This window comes from Candidatus Nanopelagicales bacterium (genome assembly GCA_037045355.1).
In the GTDB taxonomy this organism is placed as follows: Bacteria; Actinomycetota; Actinomycetes; order S36-B12.
Genome location: JBAOHO010000014.1, coordinates 134,467 through 159,971 on the forward strand (window position 1 = coordinate 134,467; position 25,505 = coordinate 159,971).

At 67.5% G+C, this 25,505-nt stretch carries 24 protein-coding genes; 11 read left to right on the forward strand and 13 right to left on the reverse strand.

Annotated elements, in window-relative coordinates; genetic code table 11:
- Nucleotides 1-71 precede the first annotated feature (71 nt).
- Together V9E98_09005 and V9E98_09010 are read right to left on the reverse strand one after the other, a co-directional pair.
- Nucleotides 72-692: a hypothetical protein gene (locus tag V9E98_09005; protein ID MEI2717119.1), complete on the reverse strand. Its 621-nt coding sequence runs from the start codon at nucleotides 690-692 to the stop codon at nucleotides 72-74.
- Between the two features lie 27 nt (nucleotides 693-719).
- Nucleotides 720-1,469, reverse strand: a complete 750-nt coding sequence (locus V9E98_09010) for an alpha/beta fold hydrolase (protein MEI2717120.1) — start codon at nucleotides 1,467-1,469, stop codon at nucleotides 720-722.
- 166 nt (nucleotides 1,470-1,635) lie between these two features.
- On the opposite strand from V9E98_09010, the gene V9E98_09015 reads away from it, so the two are divergent.
- Nucleotides 1,636-2,340, forward strand: coding sequence for a lysophospholipid acyltransferase family protein (locus tag V9E98_09015; GenBank protein ID MEI2717121.1), 705 nt, complete (start codon nucleotides 1,636-1,638; stop codon nucleotides 2,338-2,340).
- Nucleotides 2,341-2,396: 56 nt separating this feature from the next.
- On the opposite strand, the gene V9E98_09020 is transcribed toward V9E98_09015, so the two are convergent.
- Nucleotides 2,397-2,564, reverse strand: coding sequence for a hypothetical protein (locus tag V9E98_09020; protein MEI2717122.1), 168 nt, complete (start codon nucleotides 2,562-2,564; stop codon nucleotides 2,397-2,399).
- 402 nt (nucleotides 2,565-2,966) lie between these two features.
- Between V9E98_09020 and V9E98_09025 the strand changes: the two genes are divergently transcribed.
- Nucleotides 2,967-4,286, forward strand: coding sequence for a 3-deoxy-7-phosphoheptulonate synthase class II (locus tag V9E98_09025; GenBank protein ID MEI2717123.1), 1,320 nt, complete (start codon nucleotides 2,967-2,969; stop codon nucleotides 4,284-4,286).
- A 50-nt stretch (nucleotides 4,287-4,336) separates the two neighbouring features.
- Here the strand turns inward: V9E98_09025 and aroF are convergent, their stop codons facing one another.
- Nucleotides 4,337-5,380 (reverse strand): 3-deoxy-7-phosphoheptulonate synthase, encoded by a 1,044-nt coding sequence (aroF, locus tag V9E98_09030; GenBank protein MEI2717124.1) that lies wholly within the window; start codon nucleotides 5,378-5,380, stop codon nucleotides 4,337-4,339.
- A 171-nt stretch (nucleotides 5,381-5,551) separates the two neighbouring features.
- On the reverse strand, nucleotides 5,552-7,465 hold the full coding sequence (gene pknB, locus V9E98_09035; protein ID MEI2717125.1) for a Stk1 family PASTA domain-containing Ser/Thr kinase: 1,914 nt from the start codon (nucleotides 7,463-7,465) through the stop codon (nucleotides 5,552-5,554).
- Between the two features lie 59 nt (nucleotides 7,466-7,524).
- On the opposite strand from pknB, the gene V9E98_09040 reads away from it, so the two are divergent.
- A complete protein-coding gene (locus V9E98_09040; GenBank protein MEI2717126.1) occupies nucleotides 7,525-7,869 on the forward strand; it encodes a lycopene cyclase domain-containing protein in 345 nt (114 codons plus the stop codon).
- Entirely contained in the window at nucleotides 7,866-8,249 is a 384-nt protein-coding gene (locus tag V9E98_09045; GenBank protein ID MEI2717127.1) for a hypothetical protein, read from the forward strand. Before V9E98_09040 ends, V9E98_09045 begins: the two co-directional genes overlap by 4 nt.
- On the opposite strand, the gene V9E98_09050 is transcribed toward V9E98_09045, so the two are convergent.
- A complete protein-coding gene (locus V9E98_09050) occupies nucleotides 8,161-9,171 on the reverse strand; it encodes a phytoene/squalene synthase family protein (protein ID MEI2717128.1) in 1,011 nt (336 codons plus the stop codon). The two genes, V9E98_09045 and V9E98_09050, sit on opposite strands and share 89 nt — an antisense overlap.
- Nucleotides 9,172-9,442: 271 nt before the next feature.
- On the opposite strand from V9E98_09050, the gene V9E98_09055 reads away from it, so the two are divergent.
- Nucleotides 9,443-9,922 (forward strand): barstar family protein, encoded by a 480-nt coding sequence (locus V9E98_09055; protein ID MEI2717129.1) that lies wholly within the window; start codon nucleotides 9,443-9,445, stop codon nucleotides 9,920-9,922.
- A gap of 28 nt (nucleotides 9,923-9,950) precedes the next feature.
- On the opposite strand, the gene mptB is transcribed toward V9E98_09055, so the two are convergent.
- The 3 genes from mptB to V9E98_09070 form a co-directional block, all read right to left on the reverse strand.
- A complete protein-coding gene (gene mptB / locus V9E98_09060) occupies nucleotides 9,951-11,498 on the reverse strand; it encodes a polyprenol phosphomannose-dependent alpha 1,6 mannosyltransferase MptB (protein ID MEI2717130.1) in 1,548 nt (515 codons plus the stop codon).
- 9 nt (nucleotides 11,499-11,507) lie between these two features.
- Nucleotides 11,508-12,992, reverse strand: a complete 1,485-nt coding sequence (gene crtI / locus V9E98_09065) for a phytoene desaturase family protein (GenBank protein ID MEI2717131.1) — start codon at nucleotides 12,990-12,992, stop codon at nucleotides 11,508-11,510.
- A gap of 117 nt (nucleotides 12,993-13,109) precedes the next feature.
- Nucleotides 13,110-14,180, reverse strand: a complete 1,071-nt coding sequence (locus tag V9E98_09070) for a polyprenyl synthetase family protein (protein ID MEI2717132.1) — start codon at nucleotides 14,178-14,180, stop codon at nucleotides 13,110-13,112.
- Between the two features lie 77 nt (nucleotides 14,181-14,257).
- On the opposite strand from V9E98_09070, the gene V9E98_09075 reads away from it, so the two are divergent.
- Genes V9E98_09075 through V9E98_09085 form a run of 3 tightly spaced genes read left to right on the forward strand, consistent with a single transcriptional unit; the run spans nucleotide 14,258 to nucleotide 16,691 of the window.
- Nucleotides 14,258-14,854 carry a methylenetetrahydrofolate reductase gene (locus V9E98_09075; GenBank protein MEI2717133.1) on the forward strand — a complete coding sequence of 199 codons (597 nt, stop codon included), beginning with the start codon at nucleotides 14,258-14,260 and terminating at the stop codon, nucleotides 14,852-14,854.
- Nucleotides 14,763-15,176 (forward strand): methylenetetrahydrofolate reductase, encoded by a 414-nt coding sequence (locus V9E98_09080; GenBank protein ID MEI2717134.1) that lies wholly within the window; start codon nucleotides 14,763-14,765, stop codon nucleotides 15,174-15,176. The genes V9E98_09075 and V9E98_09080 overlap by 92 nt, the downstream gene beginning before the upstream one ends.
- A 30-nt stretch (nucleotides 15,177-15,206) precedes the next feature.
- Entirely contained in the window at nucleotides 15,207-16,691 is a 1,485-nt protein-coding gene (locus tag V9E98_09085) for a potassium/proton antiporter (protein MEI2717135.1), read from the forward strand.
- A gap of 20 nt (nucleotides 16,692-16,711) precedes the next feature.
- Here V9E98_09085 and crtI (V9E98_09090) read toward each other — a convergent pair whose 3' ends face one another.
- The 4 genes from crtI (V9E98_09090) to V9E98_09105 are packed head-to-tail and all read right to left on the reverse strand — an operon-like array spanning nucleotide 16,712 to nucleotide 20,592.
- The gene (gene crtI / locus V9E98_09090; protein MEI2717136.1) at nucleotides 16,712-18,169 is read right to left on the reverse strand and encodes a phytoene desaturase family protein; all 1,458 of its coding nucleotides are present in this window, start codon (nucleotides 18,167-18,169) and stop codon (nucleotides 16,712-16,714) included.
- Between the two features lie 4 nt (nucleotides 18,170-18,173).
- Nucleotides 18,174-19,355 carry a glycosyltransferase family 2 protein gene (locus V9E98_09095; protein ID MEI2717137.1) on the reverse strand — a complete coding sequence of 394 codons (1,182 nt, stop codon included), beginning with the start codon at nucleotides 19,353-19,355 and terminating at the stop codon, nucleotides 18,174-18,176.
- The gene (locus V9E98_09100) at nucleotides 19,352-20,119 is read right to left on the reverse strand and encodes a carotenoid biosynthesis protein (protein MEI2717138.1); all 768 of its coding nucleotides are present in this window, start codon (nucleotides 20,117-20,119) and stop codon (nucleotides 19,352-19,354) included. Before V9E98_09100 ends, V9E98_09095 begins: the two co-directional genes overlap by 4 nt.
- Entirely contained in the window at nucleotides 20,116-20,592 is a 477-nt protein-coding gene (locus tag V9E98_09105) for a YbaK/EbsC family protein (GenBank protein MEI2717139.1), read from the reverse strand. The genes V9E98_09100 and V9E98_09105 overlap by 4 nt, the downstream gene beginning before the upstream one ends.
- 205 nt (nucleotides 20,593-20,797) lie before the next feature.
- Here V9E98_09105 and V9E98_09110 point away from each other — a divergent pair, with 205 nt between their 5' ends.
- From V9E98_09110 to V9E98_09120, 3 genes are read left to right on the forward strand one after another with little or no spacing between them, the layout of a single operon-like run.
- Nucleotides 20,798-21,088 (forward strand): DUF6504 family protein, encoded by a 291-nt coding sequence (locus V9E98_09110; GenBank protein ID MEI2717140.1) that lies wholly within the window; start codon nucleotides 20,798-20,800, stop codon nucleotides 21,086-21,088.
- A 57-nt stretch (nucleotides 21,089-21,145) separates the two neighbouring features.
- Entirely contained in the window at nucleotides 21,146-21,553 is a 408-nt protein-coding gene (locus V9E98_09115; protein MEI2717141.1) for an SAV_6107 family HEPN domain-containing protein, read from the forward strand.
- A 1-nt stretch (nucleotide 21,554) separates the two neighbouring features.
- Complete coding sequence (locus V9E98_09120) at nucleotides 21,555-25,502, forward strand: DNA polymerase III subunit alpha (protein ID MEI2717142.1); 3,948 nt, start codon at nucleotides 21,555-21,557, stop codon at nucleotides 25,500-25,502.
- Nucleotides 25,503-25,505 lie beyond the last annotated feature (3 nt).

Consider the following 25,505-nt stretch of genomic DNA (forward strand, 5'->3'; position numbering starts at 1 on the left):
GGGAACAGCCTGCCAGATCGGCTGCGAGATGGCCTATAGCGCCGAGGGTTGGTCCAACGGAAACGTTGGGTTCAGACGACCGCTCCGTCGTCCCACCCGTCGTCGGAGCGGTTGCGCTCCTCCATGCGGAAGACCAAGGTTCCGAATCCGCCGAAGAACAAGATCACCCCGACTGAGCTCAGGAATCCGGGCAGTCCGATGGCGTGGACGAGCAGGATCAGCAGCGGACCGCCAAGAACGGCAGCCCACGCGGCTCGCGCGATGCGGTCCTTAGGGCGGGGGATCGGGGCCGGCTCCGGCGGCACGAAATCCGCTGTCTCGTCTTCCGGGGGGTCTGCCAGTGGGTCCGCGTAACCAAACGTGAGGCGCGTTCCATCGACCAGGCCGCCGGGCAGCGCGGTCGGGTCGTCTTCGGTGCGGATGAGGCGACTGGAGAGGCTCCCGGTGCGCCGTGGCGCGTCGTCGAGGAGTTGCGGCAGAACGAGTCCGATGACCGATCGCGCGTGTTCGTCCGCAGCTGGATCGATGACCACGCAGACCCGTCCATCAGGTTGGGGCAACGCCGCGCTGGGGACACCAGCGTCGGTCAGGAGTTGCCGAACATGGCCGACAAGTCCGGGCTCGACCGTGCACAGCGTGGTCACTTCATCGGGGTTCATGGCTTCGTCGGGCTCATCGTTTGCCGGGTTCATCGGATGCCGGGTTCATCATTCATATGGTCACTCGGTGAGGCGTTGGATGAACGCCAGACTGTCGGCGAAGATCTGCGGGGCATCGTTGTCGAGAGTGGCCACGTGGTAGCTGTCGGGCAGCAGCTCTTGGTGTCGGTCCACGCTGTTGACGTGCTCAAGGAGGTAGTCCGAGTTCTCCGGTTCGACTGTGTGGTCGTCGGGGCTCGTGAAAATGAGGATCGGCTGGCTGACGCGGGGAATGTCCGGCTTCACGTTCGCCCACAGTTTGCTCAAGGAGTACGCGGCCTTGACCGGAATCTTGTCGTAGGCGACCTCGGCTTCGCCGTCCTTCTTCTTGATGTCGTTCGCGATCCCTGGCCACGCGGGGACGACTCTGGCCAGAACAGGCAGGAGATGCCTGTCGGGACGGGTGGTGAAGACGGACGGGTTGACGAGTACGAGCCCCGCCACCTGCTCGCCGCGGTCGGCCGCCAATCGCAGCGACAAGGTGCCACCCATGGACTGTCCGAAGACGAACACCTGATCGCAGCGCGCGCGCAATGCGTCGAAGGCCCGGGCCACCTCGGCGTACCAGTCGTGCCAGGTGGTGCGATTGCACTCCGACAGAGATGTCCCATGTCCGGGCAGCCTCGGGGCGGACACCGTGTACCCGGCATCGGCGAGGAACCGCGCCCAGTCACGCATGCTCTGCGGCGTTGACGTGAATCCGTGGACCAGCAACACGCCGGTGCGGTTGCCGTCGACGGTGATGGGCTCTGCGCCGGCCATCAGGGGCATGGGACCTCCTCGCGGATGCGACCTCCCATGGTGGCACGTTCCTGATCGTCCCAACACCGCTGGTCGGGTAGGTGCGGCGCGCCGGGGGATGAACGGGCATCCCGGGTCGACTGTGGGGCAAGGTGGGGGGGCATCAGGGCAGAGGATCGTCAGGAGGTGCGGGGTAGTGCTGTACTGGTTTCTCAAGCGCTTCCTGCTGGGCCCCTGGCTGCGGGTGCTCTTCCGGCCGTGGATCGAGGGTCAGGAGAACCTGCCGGAGGACGGGCCCGCGGTGCTGGTCAGCAACCACTTGTCCTTCTCGGACTCGATCTTCCTGCCCCTGCTCATGCGTCGGCGGGCCACGTTCCTGGCGAAGAGTGACTACTTCACCGGGACCGGTCCCAAAGGCTGGTTCAGTCGACTGTTCTTCGGGGGCACGGGGCAGGTTCCGATCGACCGCTCCGGTGGGCAGGCGTCCGAGGCCGCGCTGAACACCGGCCTTCGGATCCTGGGCAAGGGTGATCTTCTCGCCTTGTATCCCGAAGGGACACGATCTCCGGACGGCAAGCTGTATCGCGGTCGCACCGGAGCCGCTCGCATGGCGCTGCACGCCGAAGTCCCCGTGATCCCGGTCGCGATGATCGGCACGTTCGAGGCGCAGCCGACCGGACAACTCAAGCCCAGTCTGCGTCGCATCGGAGTACGGATCGGTCGACCCATTGACCTGTCCCGTTACTACGGCATGGCCGACGACCGGTTCGTCCTGCGCTCCGCGACGGACGAGATGATGTACGACCTGATGCAGTTGAGTGGTCAGACCTACCAGGACATCTACGCCAACGTCGCCAAGGAGCAGATCAAGGAAACTCGGGCAGCGCAGCGTCGGGCGTAGGGGGGCGTTGAGATCGGGGCCCGGCGGGGGCCTCGGGCTTCTGCCTGCGGGGCTTCTCAGCGCGGTGCAGGTGCCTCGGGATCAATCTCCTGCGTCTGATCCTCGCCCACCTGCGAGTCCGGCTCGCGAGGGTCGGCGGCAGCGGTGTCGATCTCGCTGTCCTGCTGCTCACCCAGTTCCGTGGCGGGATCGTCGGGATCAATCATGTCGTCGGAGTCGATCATGGGGCCTCCTCGCTTCTTGGCTCTGACCCTAGATTGGCGATGGTGCTGATGCGCGGCGGTGGCAGTCGGCTGTTGCCGTGCGGTGGCGATGGTGCTGATGCCGCGCGGTGCGTGTCTTGTCGTCTCGGGTCGGCCCAGGGGTCCCCTGTGCGGGGTGGCGACCGCAGGCCCGCGGGTGACGAGGTGTGGTCCGTCAGCCTGGGGTTTCCACAGGTGTCGTGGTCGCGGGGGTGTCCGGGGGCGTGTCGGGGGGGTGTCCGGGGGCGTGTCGGGAGGCGGTGAGGGGAAGGAGCGGATTCGATTCAGTCGGTGGCGTTCGCCAAGTATCCGTGGCCTGCGGGGTGAAGGAGGGGTCGGTGCTCGCTGGTGGCAGCGAGGTTCCCGCGGCCCTAACCTTGTGCAGTGACCATCACATGGCCTGACTTGCCTATGGCCCAGAGCATCCCGTGGCCGGATCAGGCAGCTGTCGATCAGGTTGCCGGCACCCTGTCAGGGTTCCCCGGTCTGGTTCAGGCTGCGGACTGTCACCTTCTGACTCAGCGGCTGGCCGCGGTCGAGCGTGGTGAGGCATTCGTCCTGACGGCCGGTGACTGCGCTGAGACCTTCGATGCCAATACGGCGACCTCGCTGCGCGCCCGCCTGCGGACGGTGCTCCAGATGGCGGTCGTGCTGACGTACGGCGGATCCCTGCCTGTGGTCAAGATCGGGCGAATGGCCGGCCAGTACTTCAAACCGCGGAGCCGACCCGTCGAGGCTCGTGGGGACGTGGAACTGCCGTCCTACTACGGGGACGCGGTCAATGCCCTGCCCTTCGATCCGGGGTCACGCCTGCCGGACCCACTTCGATTGCTGCAGGTCTACCGAGCGAGCAGCGCGGCGTTGAACCTCATCAGGTCGTTCATGCAGGACGGAAGCGCCGACTTGCGTCAGGTCCACGCATGGAACCGGGACTTCGTCCGGTTCTCGCCTGCCGGGCGTCGGTACGACCAACTCGCAGCGGACATCGACCGTGCGCTCGCGTTCATGAGTGCGTGCGGTGCCGATCCCGAGGAGTTCCGCAGCGTCGAGTTCTTCGTGGCCCACGAGGCCCTGTCACTCGACTACGAGCGTGCCCTGACCAGGGTGGACTCGGCGACCGGCCAACAGTTCGGTTCCTCAGGGCATCTGCTGTGGGTGGGTGAACGGACCCGTCAGCCCGAAGGGGCACATATCGATTTCTTGTCGCGGATCGCCAACCCGGTCGGCGTGAAGGTTGGCCCCGATGCTCACCCCGATGATGTTCTCGCGCTCATCCGCCGGTTGGATCCGCACCGCACCCCCGGGCGGCTCACCATCATCACCCGGATGGGGGCCGACCTGATCTCGGAGAGGTTGCCCAACATCGTGGCCAAGGTCACCGGGGCCGAACATCCGGTCGTCTGGGTCTGTGATCCCATGCACGGAAACACCCGCGAAGCCCCCTCCGGGCACAAGACGCGACTGTTCGATGATGTGGTGGCCGAGGTCAAGGGGTTCTTCGCGGTGCACCGGGCGTTGGGGACTCATCCCGGGGGATTGCACGTCGAGCTGACCGGCGACGATGTCACCGAGTGTGTGGGTGGCACCCAAGGGGTGGCGGAATCTGATCTCGCCGACCGCTACGAAACCGCCTGCGACCCGCGACTGAATCGTGAGCAGTCCCTGGAGCTGGCATTCACCGTCGCCGGCATGCTGTCGGCCTGATCGGGCGGCTCGAGTCGCCACTCGGCAGGGGCCACTCGCGGGAAGAGCGGTCAGGCAGTAACCGCCTCGGGCTGCGCCCGGCCCAGCACCTGGGCAAGATCGTGCAACGATGCCGCGAGTTCCGTGAGGTCGTCCGTGGTGAGCGCCTGGGGCCCGTCACACAAGGCGGTCCTCGGGTCGGGGTGAACGTCGATGATGACGCCGTCAGCGCCGATCGCGACGGCCGCCCGTGACAGGGGCGCCACCAGCTCACGTCGCCCTCCGGAGTGGCTCGGGTCGACGATGATCGGCAGATGGGACTGTGCCTGAACCACCGGGATCGCGGAGATGTCCAACGTATTGCGGGTCGCCGTCTCGAAGGTCCGGATCCCTCGTTCGCACAGGACAATCTCCAGATTGCCGCGCTGGGCGATGTACTCGGCGGCCATGAGCCATTCCTCGACGGTCGAACTCATCCCGCGCTTGAGCAGGATCGGCCGGTCGACCGAGCCCAATGCCTGGAGCAGGGCGAAGTTCGCCATGTTGCGGGTACCGACTTGCAGCATGTCGGCGTATTCGGCGACAACATCGAGGTCCGCTGCGTCCACGATCTCCGTGACGATCGGTAGTCCGGTTTCGGCGCGGACGTCGGCCAGGATCCGAAGACCAGCCACCCCAAGACCCTGGAACGCATACGGCGAGGTCCGCGGCTTGTAGGCCCCGCCCCGCAAGACAGTGGCCCCCAGTCTTTGCGCCAACAGAGCGGCGGCGAGGGTCTGTTCGGGGGTCTCGACGGCGCAGGGGCCGGCCACAGTGGTGAAGGTATCGGGGCCGAACGGCACACGATGCGCGCCTCGGCCGACCCAGACGGTGGAGCGTTGCGGGTGATGATCCCGGGAGACGAGTTTGAACGGGGTCGAGATCCGCACGATCTCGGACACGCCGGAGAGGCCTTCGAGGTTCAGGTCGAGGAAGTGGTCGATATCGCCGACCAGTCCGATGATGGTCCGTCGCTCACCGCGGGAGACAAAGGCCTCACCGCCCACGCCGTCGATCATCGTCACCACGGCGGCGATGTCCGAATCCGTCGCGTCCGCATCCATCACCACAACCATGAGCCAAGGTTACGGCGTCGGCGGGTGTCTCTTGCCCGGCGCGTCAGAAGCGGCCCCCGGCGCTGGAGGGTGTCAGAAGCTGCCGAGGGTGTCAGAAGCTGCTGGAGGGTGTTAGAAGGAGATGGAGGGTGTTAGAAGGAGATGGAGGGTGTTAGAAGGCGCTGGAGGGTGTCAGAAAATGCTGAGGGTGATGGTGGAGCCGACCGGCACGGTTGTCCCAGGTGCCGGGTCTTGGGCGTAGACACGCTCGAGCGGGGTGACGATGCCCTCGTCGATCTTGGCCCGCAGGCCGAGGGCTTGGAGTGCCGCGATGGCCTCGTCGCGGGGCTGGTCCACGAGATTCGGAACCGCGACGGGTGGGGGTCCCTCCGAAACCACAAGCTTCACCGTGTCGCCGCGCAGGACTTCGGATCCGGGTGCCGGGTTGGCCTTGATGACCACGCCCTTGGGTACATCGGTGGACTCGCGCGTGGACACCGCCGCCTTGAGTCCGGCATTGTTCAGGGCCTGTTCGGCTTCGGACTGGCTGATCCCGGTGACAGCGGGGACATCCACAGGGGCCGGTCCGCGGGACACGATCAGCCCGATCGGGGTGTCCCGCTTGACCTCGGTGCCCTTGTCGGGATCAGTACCGACGACCAGACCTTCGGACACTTTGTCGTGGAACTCGCGCGTCTCGGGTCCCACCGTCAGATTGGTGGCCGTCAAGGTGGCGGCAGCCTCAGCTGGGGACTGGCCCCTGACCCCAGGCACTTCGTAGCGCTCCGGTCCGAGTGACACCACAAGGCCGACGGTGGAGCCTGTGGCCGCGCTGGACCCCGATTCCGGGTCGGACGACACGACGGAGCCTGCCGGGACTCGTTCAGAGAACTCCCGCGCGCTGATGTCAACCTGGAACCCGGCGGCAGTCAGGCTCGATGTGGCCTTGGCTTCGGTGGCCCCGACCACGGTCGGCACGTCCGTACGGTCGAACGGGTTGCCACCCGCCGCCCACCATCCCGCAGCGGCAGCCAGGGCAACCAACGCGAGCGTGACGACGATCCCGACCACCCACGGCCGACGTGGTGTCTTGGGGGAGGGGGCGCCATGAACAGGGGGTGGCCCCTGCCAGGAGCCAGCGCCGCTCTCGGGGACGCCGGTGGGTCCGACCGGTTCCGGCGTGGCGGCTGCGCGGTCCAATGCGGTCGTGATCGAGTCGGGAACCACGACAGCGCGGGGAATGGGGAACGGTTCCGGCGGCGGCAGCAACTGAGCCAGTTCATGCACGCGGGACAAGAAGTCGTTGACGGTGGGGATGCGGTCGTCGGGATCGCGGGCGGTGGCAGCGGCGACCAGGTCGGTGATGCCGGGGGGCACGTCAGGTCTGACGGTGTCGAGACGCGGCACGTCGGTGTTCACATGCTGGTAGGCGACGGTCCAGGGGTTGTCACCGGAATGGGGTGGGCTACCGGCGAGGAGTTCATACAGCAGCACGCCGGCCTGGTAGACGTCGCTGCGCTCGTCGCTTTGGCCGCGGCTGACTTGTTCCGGGGCCAGATAGGCGGCGGTTCCGATCAATACGCCGCGGGTGGCCGAGGAGGGCAACTCGAGAGCCCGGGCGAGGCCGAAGTCGGTGACCTTGATGGTGCCGTTGTCGGCCACCAGGACGTTCTCGGGTTTGACGTCGCGGTGCACGAATCCTGCCGCGTGGGCCGCAGCCAGTGCCTGGAGCGCGGGGTCGATGACCGCCAGGGCCTGCTCGGGGCTCAGCGGACCCACTTGTTGCAGGATGTCGCGCAAGGTGCGTCCGGCCACGTACTCCATGACCAGGTAGACCAGGCCGTCCGACTCGCCTTGGTCGAAGACCCCCACGACGTGGGGATCCGAGAGGCGGGCGGCAGCGCGGGCTTCGGTCTGGAATCGGATGACGAACTCGGGGTCCTCGGCGAGGGATCCCCTCATGACCTTGAGGGCCACGGGCCGGTCGAGTCGCAGATCGGTGGCACGATAGACCGTGGCCATGCCGCCCGAAGCCACCCGCGCCAAGACGTGGTAGCGCCGGTCCACGGTGCGGCCGACCAGGGGATCGGCGACCATCGTGTCCATCATCATGAGTGTACGGGCGGGGACGCCGGGTCCCGTGTACTCGCAGGGAGGGCATTTCCGTGACCTATGTGTGGGTGCTCGCTTTTATCCTCGTGGGCAGCGGGTGGCTCGAACTGGTCCTGCGGACCAGGGTGTTCCGCCGCTGGCGCCGACTGCTGGCCACCCTCGCATGTGCGATCGCCCCGTTCCTGCTGTGGGATCTGTACGCGATTGCCGCCGGGCACTGGTGGTTCGACCCTGAACAGTTGATCGGGGTGCAGTTGCCGATCGGTATGCCGGTGGAGGAGTTCCTGTTCTTCCCGGTGGTGGGGCTGGCGGCGATCCTGACGCTCGAGGCTGTACGAGCGGTGCGCGACACCCGCGCCCCCGCTGATACCCCCATCGAGTCCGGTGACGGCCGATGACGTACACCGCCATCGCCGTGGTGACCGCCATAGCGGTCCTTGTCGTCGACGGATTCGTCCTGCGCACTCGTATGGTCGCGAGGACCGAGTTCTGGATCGCCTACGCGATCATGATCGGATTCCAGTTCCTTACCAATGCCGTGCTGACCGGCTCGCGCACCGTGCGCTACGCCGACGACACGATCATCGGAGTGGGCAACGATGTCGTCGAACAGCCGCCGTTGTTCGGCGAGGGTCGGCTGTTCTTTGCGCCGGTGGAGGACATCGCCTTCGGTTTCGCGTTGGTCCTGCTCACGCTGAGTCTGTGGCAGTTCTGGGGGCGTCGGGGTCTGCAGGACCGTCCCCGAAGTGGCCCACCGATCTGGCGCCGACAGTCGTGATCCGGCCGCTGCCGTAGATGCGGCGGGCCTTGCGGGCGCGAGTCCAGGCGGCGGCGGCGACGGCGGCTCGCCGCCGCCGCGGGACTCGGGCCCGCTGCGAGAACACCTCGTAGTCGATCGCGGCGACCTGTTCGGCGATTCCGCAATACAGCTCCTGCGCTGTACTGATGCAGTCCCGCGTGGCCGGGTGAAGCAGCTGGATCGAGGCGGCGGACTCCGCCGACAGTCGGCGGACCCGGTCGACCTGGAACGCCAACGCCGCGCGCACGTCGTCGTCGACGACCCGGCGTTGCAGGCGCTCCGGCGTGACCCCGAACTCGGCGAGTTCGGACAGTGGAAGGTAGATCCGGCCGCGGTCGAGATCCTCACCGACATCGCGGATGAAGTTGGCGAGTTGGAACGCCTCACCCAGACGCATCGCTCCGGTGCGGGCGGCCTCCGGATCGCTGGGCTCCAGGATGGGCAGCATCTGCAGTCCGATGACCGCCGCCGACCCGTACACGTACTTCTGCAGATCCGGCCACGTGTCGTAGCTGGTGACCGTGAGATCCATCGCCATCGACTCGAGGAACGCGTCGAAAGTCTCCCAGGGGATCTGCCACCGCGTGGCGGTATCCAGCACCGCGCGCACCACCGGCGGTGCGGGTGCGGAGGACTGCCATGCGGCGGTGAAGTCGCTGCGCAGTTGGGCTAGTCGGCGGCCGCGTCCGGTTGGTCCGTCGGCAGCCGGCGCGTCGACGATCTCGTCGGCGAACCGGGCGAATCCATACAGCGCGTGGACGAACGGACGCTTGGCGGGCGGGAGGAGCAATGTTGCGAGGTAATAGGTCTTGCCGTGCTCCGCGTTGAGCCGTCGGCACTGTGTGTAGGCGGCGATGAGTTCCGGGTCGCGGATCCCGGCCGCGTCCAACTGGCGTGCCACCCGCTGATTCTGGCACGGGTCTTCTCTGTCGGGTTGCAGGAGAAGTTGCAGGGGAACCGGCAGGGAATCCGCAGTGGAATCTGGCAGGGGAATCTGCAGTGGGGGAATCCGCAGGGGAAGCTGCAGAGGAAGCGGCAGGGGAAGCTGCAGAGGAATTCGTCCGTGGGGAGGCTCCCACCCCGGGGCTGGCGCGTGGCACCATTCCTCCTGAACGGGAGGACAGATCCTCCTGAGAACGGGAGGACAGATCCTCCTGAAAACGGGAGGACAGATGGCTGGCACAGACGAGTCGGTGCCCTCACAGTGGTCCGAGCTGCTGCGCACCGGAGGTGTCGCTCGAGTCGCCACGGGGGACGTGGCTGCTGCCGACATCGAGGGCTGGGCGGACCGATCCGATCGACGTGTGGTGGCCGTCGACACCCAGGACTGCGCGTCGGAGCGCGACCTGATCCTGGCCCTGGCCACCGCTTTCGGGTTCGATGGCGACGATGACGGTGACTGGGATCTGCTGGACGAGGTCCTCGGCGACTATGACGTCGCGCCCGCCGGCGGCCTGGTCATCGTGTGGTCGGGGTGGGACCTGTTGCACGATGATGACGAGGAGGCGGTGGCGACGGCGGTCGACGCTCTGGCCACGGCCGCACAGTCGTGGGCCCACGAGGGCAGACCGTGCACGGTACTCGTCGCCGGGGATGGCCCGACCTGGCAACTGCCCTGGCTGGGGGCGGGCCCCATTCCATCGACCCGGTGACGGTCGCCCAGGGGGTCGTCGCGGGCAGCTACGCGGTGATGATTGTCGTCGCCGCGCGCTGCTGATCCTCGGGTGTCTCTGGATGCAGGCCGTGCGACCCGGGGTCCTTGAGCACCAGTCGTCGTTCCCGGGGACTGGCGAGCAGGATCAGGGCGACGATCGCCAGCGCGAACGCGATCGCCACCAAGTCGGTCAGTTCGAACAGCGTGTCAGAGGTCGCGCTCGACTCCGCCATGCCATGGACCGCGAATGCTGCCGTCAGGAGGATGGTCCATCGCAGTTCGACCTCGGAGAGTCCCGTGACCGCGAACAGAGGCAGGACCCACAGCAGGTACCAAGGCTGGATGACCGGACCGAGCAACACCACAGCCGCAAAAGCCAGTGCACAGCCCCGTACGGCACTGCGGCCCTGTGGCCGCAGGCACAGGTAGGCGACGATCATCAAGGAGGCAGCCAGACCGATACCGCGGCAGACAGCTACAGCTGCCACGTTTGACTCCGCGATCCCCAGGCCCTGCAGCAGCCCACCGATGATCATGCCGACAGCGGTTGGCGGCGACAGCCAGGTCTTGACCTCGCCGGGCGCCGAAAGCGAGGCGATCCACCCCATGCCGGTGCCCGCCAGCAGCGCCGTGAGCCCGAAGACGACCGCCGCGGGAATAGTGACCAGGATCCAGTCCTTCACCCGCCGGCCGAAGGTGGCGATCGTGCCGGATCGGATCAGACCGACGAATGGCAGGGCCAGCAAGGCGATGGGTTTGACGGCGGCAGCCAGGCCGATCAGACCGGCACCGGCCAGTGGCTGACCGGACCCCGCGACTGCCAGCCCGGCCAACAGGAGACCGACCATCAGCGCGTCATTGTGGGCTCCGGCCTCGAAGTGCATGATCACCAACGGATTGGCGACACTCAACCACACCGCTTTGGCGGGGTTGATGCCGTGCTGGCGAGCCAGCTTGGGGATGGCCCACAGCATGAGCAGCAGTCCGAGCACCGCGATCAGGCGGAACATCACGGCCCCGAGGTAGGCCTGGGTTCCGCTGAAGTCCGCGACCCCTCGACTGAGGAGCAGGAAGAACGGACCATACGGGGTTGGTGTGTCGCCCCACAGGGGGTCGGCGCCGAAGGTGAACCATCCGGGCAGTACCGAGACGCCCGTCGTATAGGGGTCGTAGCCCTCCATGAGCAGGCGACCCTGTCCGAAGTAGCTGTAGACGTCGCGGCTGAACAGCGGCGGGGAGATCAGCAGCGGGACCGACCACGCCCCGACCAGGGCGGCGATGCGCGAGGTGTCCCATGGGTGGCCGGACAACAGGTCGTAGCCGACGACAAGCCACGTCTGGAGCAGGATGGCGACGCCGGCGAAAATCATCAGGCGGGACAGGATCAGACCAGGTGACGTGTCACGCAGGATGTCGACCAGGGGCCAGTCCCGCACGACCGTGTCCAGAGGTAGCCACCCAACCCCGAAGGCCCCCACGGTGATCAGAACCGTGCCCAGCGCGCCGGGTAGGGCGTATCGGGCGAGGAACTCGGGCCACGGTTCCGCTGCGGTACGCACGGATCCGTCAGTCACCCGAGCACTCTACTGTGGCGCTGTGGTGGCTCCCGTCACGCGCTCGGCAGCCAACCGACCCGACACCAGGACCATCGGAACCCCGACTCCGGGGCGGGTCCCGGAGCCCACGAACACCACGTTGTCACCCCAAATGTTGCCTGGTCGGAAGGGGCCGGTCTGCCAGAACGTGTGCGCGGCGGCGAACGGAGCCCCGGCAGCCATTCCCCGGTCGAGCCAGTCGGCGGGAGTGGTCAGGTGCTCCACTTCGATGCCGGATCCGAACCCCCGGTAGCCACGCTCCTCGAGTGTTCGGAGGGCTTCGTCGCGGTAGCGGTCCCGGGCCCGGGACCAATCGATCCCCGCAGTGGCGTTGGGAGTCGGGAACAGAACGTAGTACGCGTGTTTGCCGGCGGGCGCCAGCGAGGGGTCGTCCCTATTGAGGTGGGTGACCATCAGGCTGGGATCGGTCATCAGTCTCTTCTCGTCGATGAGTTCGCGGAAGGTACCCCGCCACGATCGACCGAAGTGGATGTTGTGGTGCGCGGTGGCCGGGTAGTGGCGGTCGGATCCGATGAGCATCACGAACGCCGACGGTGAGTAGGACAGGCGCCGCAGGGACAGCGGTTGTCGGTTCAACAAGTCACGATGCGCCACCGGCAGATCCGCGTTGACGATGACTGTGTCAGCCGGGATGCGTTCCCCCGAGTCGGTGATCACCGCGGTCGCTCGCCGCCCGGTCCGTTCGATCGATTCGACGGTGGTGCCGTAGCGGAACTCGACGCCGTGCTTGGCGGCCGCTCCGGCCATCGCCACCGGGATCTCGTGCATGCCACCCTTCGGCACGCTGACCCCTGCGACGGAATCCATGTAGGAGATCACTCCGTAGATGGCCAGTGCCTTGAACGGCGAGACGCCGGCGTACATGGCCTGGAACGACAGCGACCTGATGGTCCGCGGATCCTTCAGGTAGTCCCGCACCTTCGTGTCGAGACGGCGGAACCCGCCCATGCGCAGTAGTCGCACGAGGTTGGGTGTGAGGAGGTCCCACGGGTAGTCGGTGTTGCGGTCGATGAAGTCGCCGAACTCCGCGTCGTACAACTGCGTCAAGAAGTCGACGTAGCGCAGGTAGCCCGAGGCCTCGTCGGGGCCGATGACCGACTCGATCTCCGCGGCCATGCGGTGCGGATCGGCATGAACGTCGAGTTGTGAACCATCCGGGTAGTAGGTGCGGTAGATGGGCTCCAAAGGTGCCAGGTCCAGCCAGTCGGACATGTCCTCACCGACGGCCGCGAGGGCGTCGCCGACAAGTTCCGGCATGGTCAGCACGGTCGGCCCGGTGTCGAACGTGTACCCGGAGTCCTCGATCCGTCCGGCGCGCCCGCCGGGGATCGGTTCCCGCTCGACCACGGTGACGCAGCGCCCGGTTCCGGCCAGCCGCAGCGCTGCCGACAGGCCACCGAGTCCGGCGCCCACGATCACGACCCGGTCGGTGGGTCCGCTCACGGTTCTCATGTTCTCGTCATTCCTCTCCGCCCTCTCGCCTTCCGCCCTCTCGGCCATCTCGGCCCTTCCGGACCATTCGGCCGCTTGGACCGGAAGGCCCTGCGGTCGCTCGCTCGATCACGGTTCTCACGCGACCCGGCGCGTGGCGACGTCGATGAGTGCGTCCAGGACGGACACGACGGTGGGGTCCAATCCGGGGGCGGTCAATGCGGAGCGGGAGGACTGCGCGAAGTCGGTGATCATCCGCTCGACCTCGTGGCGCGCATCCGTGCTCTCGACCAAGGCACGCATTCTCTGTACGTCGGGCGGCGAGGCCGACGGTGCATCGAGCCCTGCGGACAGTTCGCGTCGACCGTTGTCGTCGAGTTCCTGCAGGGCGAGTGCGATGAGCACGGTGCGTTTGCCCTCGCGCAGATCATCACCACTCGGTTTCCCGGTTTCGGCGGGATCGCCGAATACCCCCAGCAGGTCATCACGTAACTGAAACGCACGGCCCAGGGCCAAGCCGTACTGGCGCAGCGCATCGGTGACGCCCGGATCGGCATCGGCCATGGCCGCACCCAGGTGCAGGGGACGCTCGATCGTGTACTTCGCGGACTTGTAGGTGGCCACCAGCATGGCCGGGGCCACCTCGGCATTGCGGCGCACCTGCTCCAGCATGTCGAGGTACTGCCCGGCCATGAGCTCGGTGCGCATGACGTCGTAGACGGGTTTGCCTCGCTGCAACGCGTCCGTCGGCAGTCCGCTGCCGAGGAGCAGTTCGTCGGCCCACGACAGGCACAGGTCGCCGATCAGGATGGCGGTCGCGAAGCCGAACTCCCCGGAATCGCCGGCCCAACCGGCGTTGTGGTGCTGCGCAGAGAACTGGCGGTGCATCGACGCCCGGCCCCGCCGGGAGTCGCTGCGATCCATCACGTCGTCATGGACCAGAGCACATGCCTGCAGCAACTCCATCGCGGCCGCGGCCGAGACCACCGAATCGTGGTCGGGCCCACCCCCCGCTCGCCAGCCCCAGTACAAGAACATGGCCCTCAGTCGTTTGCCACCGGCCATGAAATCGGACAGCGGGTCGAGCAGAGCACCGGCGTCCGGGCTGATGCTGTCGAGCAGATCGCGTTGGCCGGCGAGGAACTCGTTGACTCGCTTTCCGACGCGTTCGCGCATCTGGTCGACGTCCCATGGCTGTGCTTCATCCACTCTCAGAGGGTAGGCCCGAGACGGTCCGGCACAACTCGGGTGATCCGGAACGCGAGGCTGTGGGATAGCCTTTCCGGATGCATCGGCCCGTGGAGAACCCCTCTTTGCGGCATGCCCTGCACACGGGAGAGCGTTCGTTCTCCTTCGAGTTCTTCCCGCCCAAGACCGACGCGGGAGAGCGTCAGTTGTGGCAGGCGATCCGAGAACTCGAGGGATTGCACCCCACTTTCGTCTCCGTCACCTACGGTGCAGGTGGCTCCACCCGCGACCGGACGGTGCGGATCACCCATCAGATCCAGCAGAACACCACGGTGGCTCCCGTCGCCCACCTCACGTGCGTGGGCGCCAGCGTGGATGACCTCCATGCCGTCATCGCCCAGTATGCGGACGCGGGCGTGAGCAATGTGCTGGCGATCCGCGGAGACCCTCCGGGCGGACTGGGTCGGCCTTGGGTGCCCCACGCCGGTGGGTACGACCACGCCGTGCAACTCGTGTCCCTGCTGAAGGAACTCGGCAACTTCACGGTGGGCGTCGCGGCGTTCCCCGAAGGGCCATCCCGAGGCCCGGGATCTGCAGTCCGACGTGACGGTGCTCCGGGCCAAGCAGGACGCCGGCGCCGACTTCGCGATCACCCAGTTCTTCTTCGACGCTGCCGACTACTTCCGGTTGCGTGAGCGCGCAAACGCCGCGGGCGTCACCATCCCGATCATCCCCGGCATCATGCCGGTCACCAACGTCGCTCAGATCGAACGATTCGCGCAGTTGTCCGGAGCCGCTTTCCCCGAGGGGCTGGCCCGGCGATTCCACCAGGTCGCGCATGATCCAGGTGCCGTCGCCGACCTCGGTGTCGCCGTCGCCACCGAGATGTGTCAGGCGCTGCTCGCCGGCGAGGCCCCGGGACTGCACTTCTACACCCTCAACCGATCCACGGCGAGCCGTGAGATCTACTCCGCGTTGGGGCTGCAGCACCGGCTGGCCGCCGGCGTCACTGCCTGACGTCCCCGGGCGGGCCTGAAAGACTGGGGCATGGATCTCGACAGCCTCGCCGTGGCGATGCTGGCGTGCGCCGCGGTGGCGCTGTTGGCTGTGCTCGGAGTGCGCTTCGCCGGGCTCATCGGAATCCCAGGCCTGTTGCTGTACCTCGGCCTCGGACTCGTCATCGGGTGGATCTTCCCGCAGTACGACCTGCAGGACGCGCAACTGGCGACCGTGCTGGGGTACGCGGCGCTGGTCGTGATCCTCGCAGAGGGCGGCCTGACGACACGAATGGACAACCTCAGGCCCGTTCTGTGGCCAGCCCTGGTTCTCGCCACGGCCGGGGTCGCCATCAGCATCGCGATCGTCACCTTCGCCCTCGTCTCCCTCACCGATGTCACCCTGCAGATGGCCCTGCTCATCGGGGCTGTGGTGGCGGCGACGGATGCGGCTGCTGTCTTCTCCGTGCTGCGTCGGCTCCGGTTGCACCCTCGGTTGCGCTCACTCCTCGAAGGTGAGGCGGGTTTCAACGACGCTCCTGTGGTCGTCCTGGTCGTGGTGTTGTCCAGTGGTGACATCGCGGCTTTGTCACCGTGGCAAGTGCCGCTCATCGTCATCGCTGAACTCATCGGTGGTGCGGCCTTCGGAATCGCAGTCGGACTGGGGGCCCGCTACCTGCTGCCACGGCTCGCACTGCCTTCGGTCGGTCTGTATCCGATCGCCGTTATGAGCTTCATGGCGCTGGCATATGGCGCGGCATCCGTGGCCCACACGTCCGGATTCATGGCCGTCTACATCGCCGGTGTGCTGGTCGGCTCTGCCGAGGGCATGCCTCACCGCCGTTCGGTCATCGGGTTCGCCGAGGGCCTGGCCTGGGCGGCCCAGATCGGCTTGTTCGTGATGTTGGGGTTGCTGGCTCAGCCGGAGCAGGCACTGGCGTCGATCGTTCCGGCAGTGGTCGCGGGCGTCGCTCTGGTTCTGGTGGCGCGCCCTGTGTCAGCAGTCGTGACGCTGCTCCCGTTCCGTTTGCCCCGACGTTGGATCGCCTTCGTCTCGGTGGCGGGGTTGCGCGGCGCGGTTCCCATTGTGTTCGCCGCCATCCCGTTGGGGTTGGCTGTGCCCGGGTCTCAAGTGGTCTTCGACGCGACCTTGATCCTGGTCGTCTTGCTGACGCTGCTCCAGACCCCGCTGCTGCCCTGGATCGGGCGCAGGCTGGGAGTCGGTTCCGAATGGAAAGCGGAGGAACTGGCAGTCGAAGCGGCGCCGATGGACCGCATGGATGCTTCATTGCTGGGTGTCGATGTCGACGGAGAGTCCCACCTAGCGGGGCTTTATGTGGCCGAGCTTCGGCTGCCGAAAGGCGCGTCGGTTTCGCTCGTCGTGCGTGACGACGCAGCGATCGTGCCCGACAACACGACTCGGTTCCGAGTGGGGGATCAGGTTCTGATCGTAGTTACGAACAAGGATCGGCGAGCGACGGTGCGTCGGTTGCGGGTGGTGTCTCAGGGTGGACGGCTTGCCGGCTGGCGGGGTTGACTCCGCCCGCCTCACCCCGCTCAGGCTCGACCGATCTCCTCGGCGACGATCTCGGCGCTCATGCCGACCAATGGCAGTCCACCTCCGGGATGAGCTGTACCGCCGACTCGGAACAAGCCCCGCACCGGGCCTATGTTCTGGGCCCGGTGCAGCACGGACATGGCGCCATGGGCCGCCGTTCCGTAGATCGCGCCGTCGCCGGACCCGTCGCGGAGTCCGAGGTCGAACGGGGTCTGCAGGATCCGCCAGCGGACCCGGTGGCGGATGTCCATGCCTCGACGCGCCAGCAGGTCGAGCACGTCGTCGGCGTAGCGTTCGTTGGCCGCGTCGTCCGACCAGTCGTGGCCGTCGGGTGCGTCGGGTGCGTGCCGGGGGGCGTTCACCAAGATGAACCACGCTTCGTCCCCCGGTGGCGCCATCTGGGGATCAACAGGGCGGCACACGTAGATGGCGGGGTCGGCCACGGGGCGGCCCGCCGCCAGGTCGGTGAACTCGCCGTCATAGTCGGCGGGGAACCACACAGAATGGTGCCGGAGCCCGTCAGTCGTGCCGGCGACCGCGGCCAGGATCGCGAATCCGCTGTAGGAGTCCGTCTGGGTCGAGGCGGCGTCATCGCCCCACATCGCGGGCAGTCTGCGGGAATCGACGTCGGAAACCACAATGTCGGCCGGCACCATCTCGTCGGAGTCCGTGACCACACCTGTCACGGCACCGTTGCAAGTGTCGATGGAGCGCACGCCAGTGCCGAGTCGGAACTGGGCTCCCGCCTTCTCGGCACGGCGACACAGCGCGTCGGCCAGGTTTCCCAAACCGCCCCCGATGTGCCACATCCCGAACGTGGCCTCGACGTAGGGAATGGTGATGAAAGCGCCGGGTGCCTTTCTCGGCTGGGAGCCGCTGTAGGTCGCATACCGATCGAGCAGTGTCACGAGGCGGGAGTCGGTCAGGGCGTCGGTGCCCATGTCGTGCAGGGACCGCCATGGAGCGACGGTTCGCAGATCGCGTGGTCGCGACAGCGACATCAACTGCCGGCGCCCCCGGATGGCCGTCCCCAAGACGTTGGTGCGGGTCAGGCGCCAGATGTCTGCCGCCCGCCTCATGAGTTCACGCCACGACTCACCCGCGGATGGTCCGAACTGATCGCCGATGGCCGCGACCGTGCGCCCCATGCTCGAGCCGGGCAATTCCAGGCGTGAGCCGTCGCCGAACTGATAGGCGAAACCCGGTTCGCATTCCTGCAGGTCGATCTCGGACTCCAGCGGGGGGCCGGTGTGCATGAACAGGTCGCGGTACACGGCCGGAAGCGTGAACAGACTCGGTCCCGTGTCGAAGGCGAAGCCATCACGACGCAGCGTGTACAACTTCCCACCGACCCTGTCGGCGGTGTCGAAGACGGTGACCTCATGCCTTTTCGCCGCAAGGCGGGCGGCGACAGCGAGCCCACCGGCCCCGGCACCGATCACACTGATACGAGACACAGCGTCAGCGTAGTGCCCCGTGCACCCGGACCCTGGGTCCGACTGGTCGCCCGCGCCATTGCAGGCCGCCGCGGTAGGACAGCGCCGCCGAGCGGACAGTCAGGGCGAAGAGAGCCACCATTGCGGCCGGGTGTTCGGCGGCGGAGGGCCACGCTGCGCTGCCGGTGGACCGCGCCGCGACGATGCGACCGGCCACCGCGGCGCAGTAGCCGACCAGCCCGACGATGCGGGTCTCGCGGTGTTGTCCGACAAGTGCGTAGCCGGGGGGCAGCAGGTGTCCGATCGCCAGCGTCGCGGTGACAGCAACCCCCGACACCGGGCCGCCGAAGGCCCGCCACAGCGACTTCGTGTACCCGGCGACCAGTTCGCGGTTGTCGGCGTACATCAGGCACTGCGCCACGGCGGCCGCATCGACGACGTCGGCGCGGCCCCCCGACCGCTTGACCGCGCGGGCGAGTCCGATGTCCTCCAGCACCTCTCCCGCGACTGCGCCATGCCCGCCGCAGGTGTCGTATCCCTCGCGGGTCAGCAAGAGGAACTGTCCGTTGGCCGCAGCCATGGAGCTTCGGGCAGATGTGGCCGCCCGCGCCAACGGAAGGGTCGTGAGCCACGACCACTGCTGCAATGGCTGCACCATCCGGGCCAAGTGGGTCGCGGCCAGTTGGCGGGGCCAGGCGCTCAGCAGATCCGACCGCGAGGAGACGAGGTCCGCGACTGCCGCAGCGACGGCCTCGGGGTGCAGGCGGACATCTGCATCGACGAACACCAGTACCTCGCCCGAGGCGGCGGCAGCGAGCCGGTGGCACGCATAGGGCTTTCCGAGCCAGCCAGGTGGGGGGCCGGTGTGGCCGCTGATCACCCTCACGCGGGGGTCCGATTCTGCGTGGTGGCGGGCCAGGTCGGCGGTGTCGTCACTGGAGTCGTCGTCGAGCACGATGATCTCGGTGGCGGCCAGGCCCCGCTGCGCGCGCAGCATCTCGAGGCAGCCGTCGATCGTGGCCTGTTCGTCGCGGGCGGGCACGAGGATGGAGACCGCCGGCAACGCACCTGCGTCCTGCCTGCGTCCGGGACGCAGGTGACGCAGGTTCTTCGAGTTCGAGGCCGCGTGGACCGCACCCGCGATGGTCAGGGCAGTAGTGGCCCACACCACGGCGCGGACCCACGCAGTGGCACGGGGGAGTCTCATCGGGCAAACTCGCGAACCTCAGGACGGCGCAGTCCTGCCCAGACGATCGCCATGGGGATCCCCATCGCGATGCCGCCGATCAGAGCCACTGCGGGGCGCCCGAAGAACACGGCGTTCGCCAAGACGTTCGACAGATACACCCAGGTCAGGAGAACGACCGGCGGAGAAGTCGTGGGTACGGGTTCAGCGGGAGGTCCGGCCAGTAGTTCGACGATGGTCATGACGATCAGGGCTGCCACGATCCAGCCGACGAAGTTCGACAGCGGGATCCCCGCGACCCCGGGCAGGGCCGGGGTCGGGTCGGCGAACCACCAGTGCCTCTCGGAGACCATCTGCGGGTCCAGGAACAGGTCCCATGTCGCGAGGAGGGTCGCGGCCAGCAGCACGCGGGTGAACGCGCCCATGCTGATGCGGGCGGCCACGACGTAGATCGGGTACGCCATCATCGCCCACGCCAACGGGATCACCCACGGGACCGATCCGATGTCCGCGCCCAGACGGTCGCCGTAGGTGTAGGCGCCGAACGGAAGACCGGTCCCGGTGCCGATGGCCTCGATGGCCCAGCCGAACAGCAAAGAGATCGCGAAGAACCGCGCCGTCCAGCCGGGAGGCTGGGTGGCCAGGCTATGGGTGAGGGACGCGAGGAAGAACAGCACGACGCCGCCGACGGTGAAGGTGTCGCGTGTGGTGCCGGACACCAGCACCCACAGGATCTGTCCGGCGATGGTCAGCGCCGTGAAAGCCCACGACAGGCGGATGGTCACGACTGAAGCGTGGACGCTGCGCCCGGGCCGGGCAACTCTCCGACCTCGGCGGCGGTTCCGGCGGTGATGCGCAGCAGTTCGCTGTACGTGGTGGGGAAGCAGTAGCCCGGGGCGCCGGCGGGAACCCAGATGCGCCGCCAACGGGACAGGTTGACGTCGATGATCACGGTCACGGGTTCCGCGTGCCCGACGGGGGCTATCGCTGCCGGGCTCTGCCCGGTCCAGAGGCGGGCGACTGGTTCCGGTACGACGCGCACGGTCATGGTGCCCAGAACACCGGCGAGGTCCACGGGGTCGGCGCGACCGTCGCACACGACCAGGACGGGTCGTCCATCGGCCTCGAAGACCTGTGTGGTGGCGATGGTCTGGTCGGCCGGCAGGGGCGCGGCCGGGGTGGGGCCGGGCACGCCCGAGGCGCCCAGGCCACCGAGTTCCTCGGCGACCCGGACGACAGGACCGGGCAGGTCGGGCATGTCCGAAACACTAGTTCCCCGCCATTCGGGACCGAGGTGTTGACGGCTGTCGGACCCCAGTCGTAACGTCCTTGTTATCGAACATATGTTCGATCATGATTCGGGGGCGAGCAGATGCCGAGGAAGACCAGCAACCGTGGACCAGCAGCCGTGACCAGCAACCGTGGACCAGCAACCGTGGACCAGCAGCCGTGAGCGAACAACCGTGAGCAGGCGTTATGGCGAGCCGATCGCCGTGTGGACCAGTGAGACATCGCCGGGCGCCCCGCAGCGATTTCGCTGGCGCCGCCACACCTATGCAGTCACTGAGGTGCTCGGTCGGTGGGTCGAGGCCGCCCGGTGGTGGCAGAGCGGGTCCGGGGCGGCTGGAGCCGAGAGCGGCCCGACCGGGCAGCGGCTCCTGTGGCGGGTCGAGGCCCGTTCCGGCACTCGGACCGGAGTGTTCGACCTGTGCCGGACTCCCGCGGGGTGGTCGCTGCGGGCCGTCCTCGACTGAAGTTTCAGGACTGACCCCGACCAGGAATTGAAGAACGAACCAGAGAAGGGACGAACGATGCGTGCTCCACAGCATCCTCCGGCGCCGCTGCCGGCTGCCAGCGTGGAACTGCTGGCCACCGCCGTGGCGGAGATCGAGGCGGCGGTGGTGCAGCCGCGGGCAGCGGACCGATTCATCCGGGGACATCTGGTCGCGCGCCGGGCGGCGGCGGCAGTGCTCGCGGCCCGGGCTCGCCCGGATCAGTCCGGGCCACCCCGCAGTGTGTGGACCCTGCTGCCCGCCGTGGCCCCCGAGTTAGGGGAGTGGGCCCAGTTCTTCGCTGCGGGCGAAGGTCGGCGGGTGGCCATCGAAGCGGGCGCGGAGCAGGTGGTCGGTACCCGCGAGGCCGACGACCTGGTCCGGGACGCCCACAACTTCCTCAGCGTTGTGGTCACGCTGCTCACCGCGTGCCGGCGGGCGGGTTGACGTGGCCGGATTCGCCCACCTCCATGTCGCCTCGGGATTCTCGTTGCGGTACGGCGGATCCAGTCCGGTCGACCTGGTGCGCCGAGCCGCTGACCTCGGCCAGACCGCACTGGCCTTGACCGATCGCGACGGACTGTACGGGGCCGTGCGGTTTGCCCTCGCCTGTCGTGACCACGGGGTGGAGCCGGTGTTGGGCGTCGATCTGGCGGTCCGGCCGACGGGTCTGCTGCCCGCTCGATCGATCCCCACGCGGCGTCGCGCTCCTGCCCGGGGTGGGGCACAAGTGGACGAGCGTTTGCCGCGGGTCGTGCTGCTGGCCCGCAACCGGGTCGGGTGGGCGTCGCTGTGCCGACTGGTATCGGCTGCTCATCTAGATGGCGAACGGGGTCGACCGATACTCGATCTGACCCAGATCGAGCAGTACGGCGAGGGAATTGTGGTGCTGCTCGGACCCGACTCCGAGTGTGGTCGGGCCGTCGCCGCTCGCCGCCCCGACCTGGCCGACCAAGTGCTGCGGCGCTGGCAGGACATCATCGGATCCGGCGTCTACGCCGAGGTGGTGTGCCACCTGGCGGCGATCCCCGACCGGGTCCCCGACCGGCCGTGGATCAGTGCCTTGTCGTTGCCGCTCGCTGCCCGGATGCTGCGTTGGGCTCACGACCGAGGGATCGAGCCCGTCCTCACCAATGCCGTGCGTCACGCCGAACCCGAGCAGGCCCGGGTGGTGGACGTCCTGGACTCCATCCGTCGCCTCGTCCCGATCGACATCCGCCACCTGGATCGAGGGACCAGCGAGGGGTATCTGAAGTCCGGTACCGAGATGGAAGACGTGGCCGAACAGGTCATCCGGGCCGCTGGTTACCCCGATACCCGCGGCCGCGTCCGACGCTGGTTGGAACGCACCGAGCAGCTCGCCCGGTCGTGGGCACTGGATCCGGTCGCCGACCTCGGCATCGGATCGGTTCATGTCCCCGAGATGTCGGTTCTGCTACCGGACACCGACGTCAGTGGCGATCAGGTGCTGCGGCAGCGATGCATGGCACAACTCCACCGGCGCTACCCGGATCGCCACCGCGCCCGGACGGCCCGGTCCCGGCTCGACGCCGAGCTCGCCGATATCGCCACACTCGGTTTCGCCGGATACTTCCTGACCGTTGCCGAGGTCGTCGACCTCATCCGCGGCCATGGGGTCCGGGTTGCCGCCCGTGGTTCGGGTGCCGGCAGTCTGGTCAACCATCTGCTGGGGATCTCCGGGGTCGATCCGCTCGACCACGGGCTGATCATGGAACGGTTTCTGTCGCCACTGCGGCGGGCGCTGCCCGACATCGACATCGACGTCGAGTCAGCCCAGCGGACCGAGATGTACGAAGCCATCCTGGACCGGTTCGGTGGGGAACGGTGCGCCTGCGTATCGATGATGGACACCTATCGGGTCCGTCATGCCGTGCGCGATGTCGGAGCGGCGCTGGCTTTCCCGCCCGGCGAGATCGACGCCTTCGCCAAGGCATTCCCGCACATTGCGGCTCGCGATGCCCGAGCGGCGTTGGCCGATCTTCCCGAACTGCGCTCCTCAGCGATGGGCCGGATGGCGGCAGCCGGCCGACTGGACACCTTCTTGGATCTCGTTCAGTCGCTGGACGGCCTGCCACGCCACATCGCGTTGCATCCCTGCGGCGTGCTGCTCTCCGACAGTTCTTTGTTGGACCGCACCCCGGTCGAGGCCTCCTGGATGGGATTTCCCATGAGCCAGTTCGACAAGGACGACGTCGAAGAGCTGGGCTTCCTCAAACTCGATGTCCTGGGGATCCGGATGCAGTCGGCCATGGCGCATGCGGTTGCCGAGATCCGCCGCACCGAGCGGGTGGACGTCGATATCGACTCGGTTGCGCGTGACGATCCCGCCACGTTCGAGTTGATCCGCAGCACCCGCACGCTGGGGTGTTTCCAGATCGAGTCACCGGGTCAGCGGGAATTGATCGGCAAGTTCGCCCCCGAGTCCTTCAACGACCTGATCATCGACATCTCCTTGTTCCGACCCGGTCCGGTCAAGAGCGACATGATCACCCCATTCCTTCGGTCCCGGCACGGATGGCAGTGCACTTCGTATCTGCACGACGACCTGCGTCCGGTGCTGGCCGAGACAGCTGGAGTGGTGGTGTTCCATGAGCAGGTCATCCGGATCATCGCGGTGATCACGGGTTGTTCCCTGGCGCAGGCCGACGAGGTCCGGCGCAGTCTGGGCAGCCCCGAGGGGCAGCGGCAGGTCCGAGCCTGGTTGTATCCGGCCGGGCTGGCCCAGGGATACGACCTTTCGACCGTGGAAGATGTCTGGGACGTGCTGACAGCCTTCGCGTCGTTCGGGTTCTGCAAAGCCCACGCCGCAGCCTTCGCCCTGCCCACCTACCAGTCGGCGTGGTTGAAGGCGCATCACCCGGCCGCTTTCTTGGCCGGGGTGCTGACCCATGACCCAGGCATGTATCCCAAGCGCCTCATCCTCGACGATGCCCGTCGGCACGGTGTCGAGGTCCTGGGTTTGGACGTCAATCGGTCCGATCGGCAGTACCGGGTCGAGCCTGTCGGTACTGAGCCTGGCGGTGTCGAGCCTGGCGGTGTCGAGCCTGGCGGTGTCGAGCCTGGCGGTGTCGAGCCTGGCGGTGCTGAGCCTGGCGGTGCTGAGCCTGGCGGTGCTGAGCCTGGCGGTGTCGAGGTCCAGCAGGTCGGGCGGCAGCGGTGGGGGATCCGGTTGCCACTGGCCGAGGTCAAGGGTATTTCGGAGGCGGAGCAGGCCACCATCGTGGCCGGTCGCCCCTACCGGTCCTTGGCCGATTTCTGGCACCGGGCGGGTGCGGATCGATCGACCACCGAACACCTGGTTCTGGCCGGCGGGTTCGATGCGCTGCACCTGGTGGGCGGTGGACCCGGGGTGAATCGGGTGACCCGGCGCGATCTGCTTCTGCATGTCGCCGACCTCGACCGATACCGACCATCGACGCGACGGGGGAGTCGCGCGGCGATCACCGCCGAACGGATTCGGGCGGCGACCGTCGATCCGCGGGATCCGGCCACAGCCGCCCGCCGGCAGTCGCAGGCCCCGGCCGCGGTCCGTGCGCCCGAGGAACTCACGGCACAGCTGACCCTGGACCTCGCCGATACCCCGGCACTGATGGCCAGTGGGTTGCCCGAGATGAATCCCGCCGAACAGGTCCGGGCCGAAGTCGAGATCCTCGGGCTGGATGTGAGCTCCCACATCGTGTCGTTCTACGACGACATGCTGACCGACATCGGAGTCGCGCGGGCGCAGGACCTCATGCGGCGCCGCTCGGACAGCGAGGTTCTGGTCGCCGGGGTCAAGGTCGCGACCCAGACCCCTCCGGTACGCAGTGGCCGCCGGGTCGTGTTCTTGACCCTTGACGACGCCACCGGCCCCGTCGACGTCACCTTCTTCGAAGACGCCCAGGGGCCGTACGCCGCGACCCTGTTCCACTCCTGGCTGCTGCTGGTCACTGGCCGGGTCAGACGTACCGGACCGCGGGGACTGTCGCTGCGGGCCACGGGCTGCTGGGAGTTGGGCGCCGTACGGCAGGTCTGGCTGGACCAGGGCCCCACCGGGGTGCAGCAGATGATCAGTGAATCGATGAGCGCCGATGTGGGGCCCAACAACACCTCCAGGGTCACCGGCCACCAGACTCTAGGCGGCAGTCCGGGTTCCGGAACCGCTGCCGGTGGTATGCGCCAGCGCCGCCGGATTCTCGTCCATGCCAGCGGTTTCAAGATGTCGCCCTACGCTGACATCAGACCCGCAGGCGCAGACGTGAAGAACGGTAGTCCGGCGCGGGAACAATCAGCGGCGGCCGCAACGACTCACACTGACTCTGATGGGGCTGGCGAGAAGACCGGCGAGGCGCCCGCGAAGTTGTGGCATTCCAGTCCTGGGAGCAGCGGATGGTGAGCC

Excerpts from the sequence above, each read along its gene's own strand:
- V9E98_09005 (MEI2717119.1), bottom strand. The coding sequence starts at position 692 with ATGAACCCGGCAAACGATGAGCCCGACGAAGCCATGAACCCCGATGAA.
- V9E98_09010 (MEI2717120.1), bottom strand. The coding sequence starts at position 1,469 with ATGCCCCTGATGGCCGGCGCAGAGCCCATCACCGTCGACGGCAACCGC.
- V9E98_09020 (MEI2717122.1), bottom strand. The coding sequence starts at position 2,564 with ATGATCGACTCCGACGACATGATTGATCCCGACGATCCCGCCACGGAA.
- aroF (MEI2717124.1), bottom strand. The coding sequence starts at position 5,380 with ATGGTTGTGGTGATGGATGCGGACGCGACGGATTCGGACATCGCCGCC.
- pknB (MEI2717125.1), bottom strand. The coding sequence starts at position 7,465 with ATGGACACGATGGTCGCCGATCCCCTGGTCGGCCGCACCGTGGACCGG.
- V9E98_09045 (MEI2717127.1), top strand. The coding sequence starts at position 7,866 with ATGACGTACACCGCCATCGCCGTGGTGACCGCCATAGCGGTCCTTGTC.
- V9E98_09055 (MEI2717129.1), top strand. The coding sequence starts at position 9,443 with ATGGCTGGCACAGACGAGTCGGTGCCCTCACAGTGGTCCGAGCTGCTG.
- crtI (MEI2717131.1), bottom strand. The coding sequence starts at position 12,992 with ATGAGAACCGTGAGCGGACCCACCGACCGGGTCGTGATCGTGGGCGCC.
- V9E98_09075 (MEI2717133.1), top strand. The coding sequence starts at position 14,258 with ATGCATCGGCCCGTGGAGAACCCCTCTTTGCGGCATGCCCTGCACACG.
- V9E98_09085 (MEI2717135.1), top strand. The coding sequence starts at position 15,207 with ATGGATCTCGACAGCCTCGCCGTGGCGATGCTGGCGTGCGCCGCGGTG.
- V9E98_09095 (MEI2717137.1), bottom strand. The coding sequence starts at position 19,355 with ATGAGACTCCCCCGTGCCACTGCGTGGGTCCGCGCCGTGGTGTGGGCC.
- V9E98_09105 (MEI2717139.1), bottom strand. The coding sequence starts at position 20,592 with ATGCCCGACCTGCCCGGTCCTGTCGTCCGGGTCGCCGAGGAACTCGGT.
- V9E98_09115 (MEI2717141.1), top strand. The coding sequence starts at position 21,146 with ATGCGTGCTCCACAGCATCCTCCGGCGCCGCTGCCGGCTGCCAGCGTG.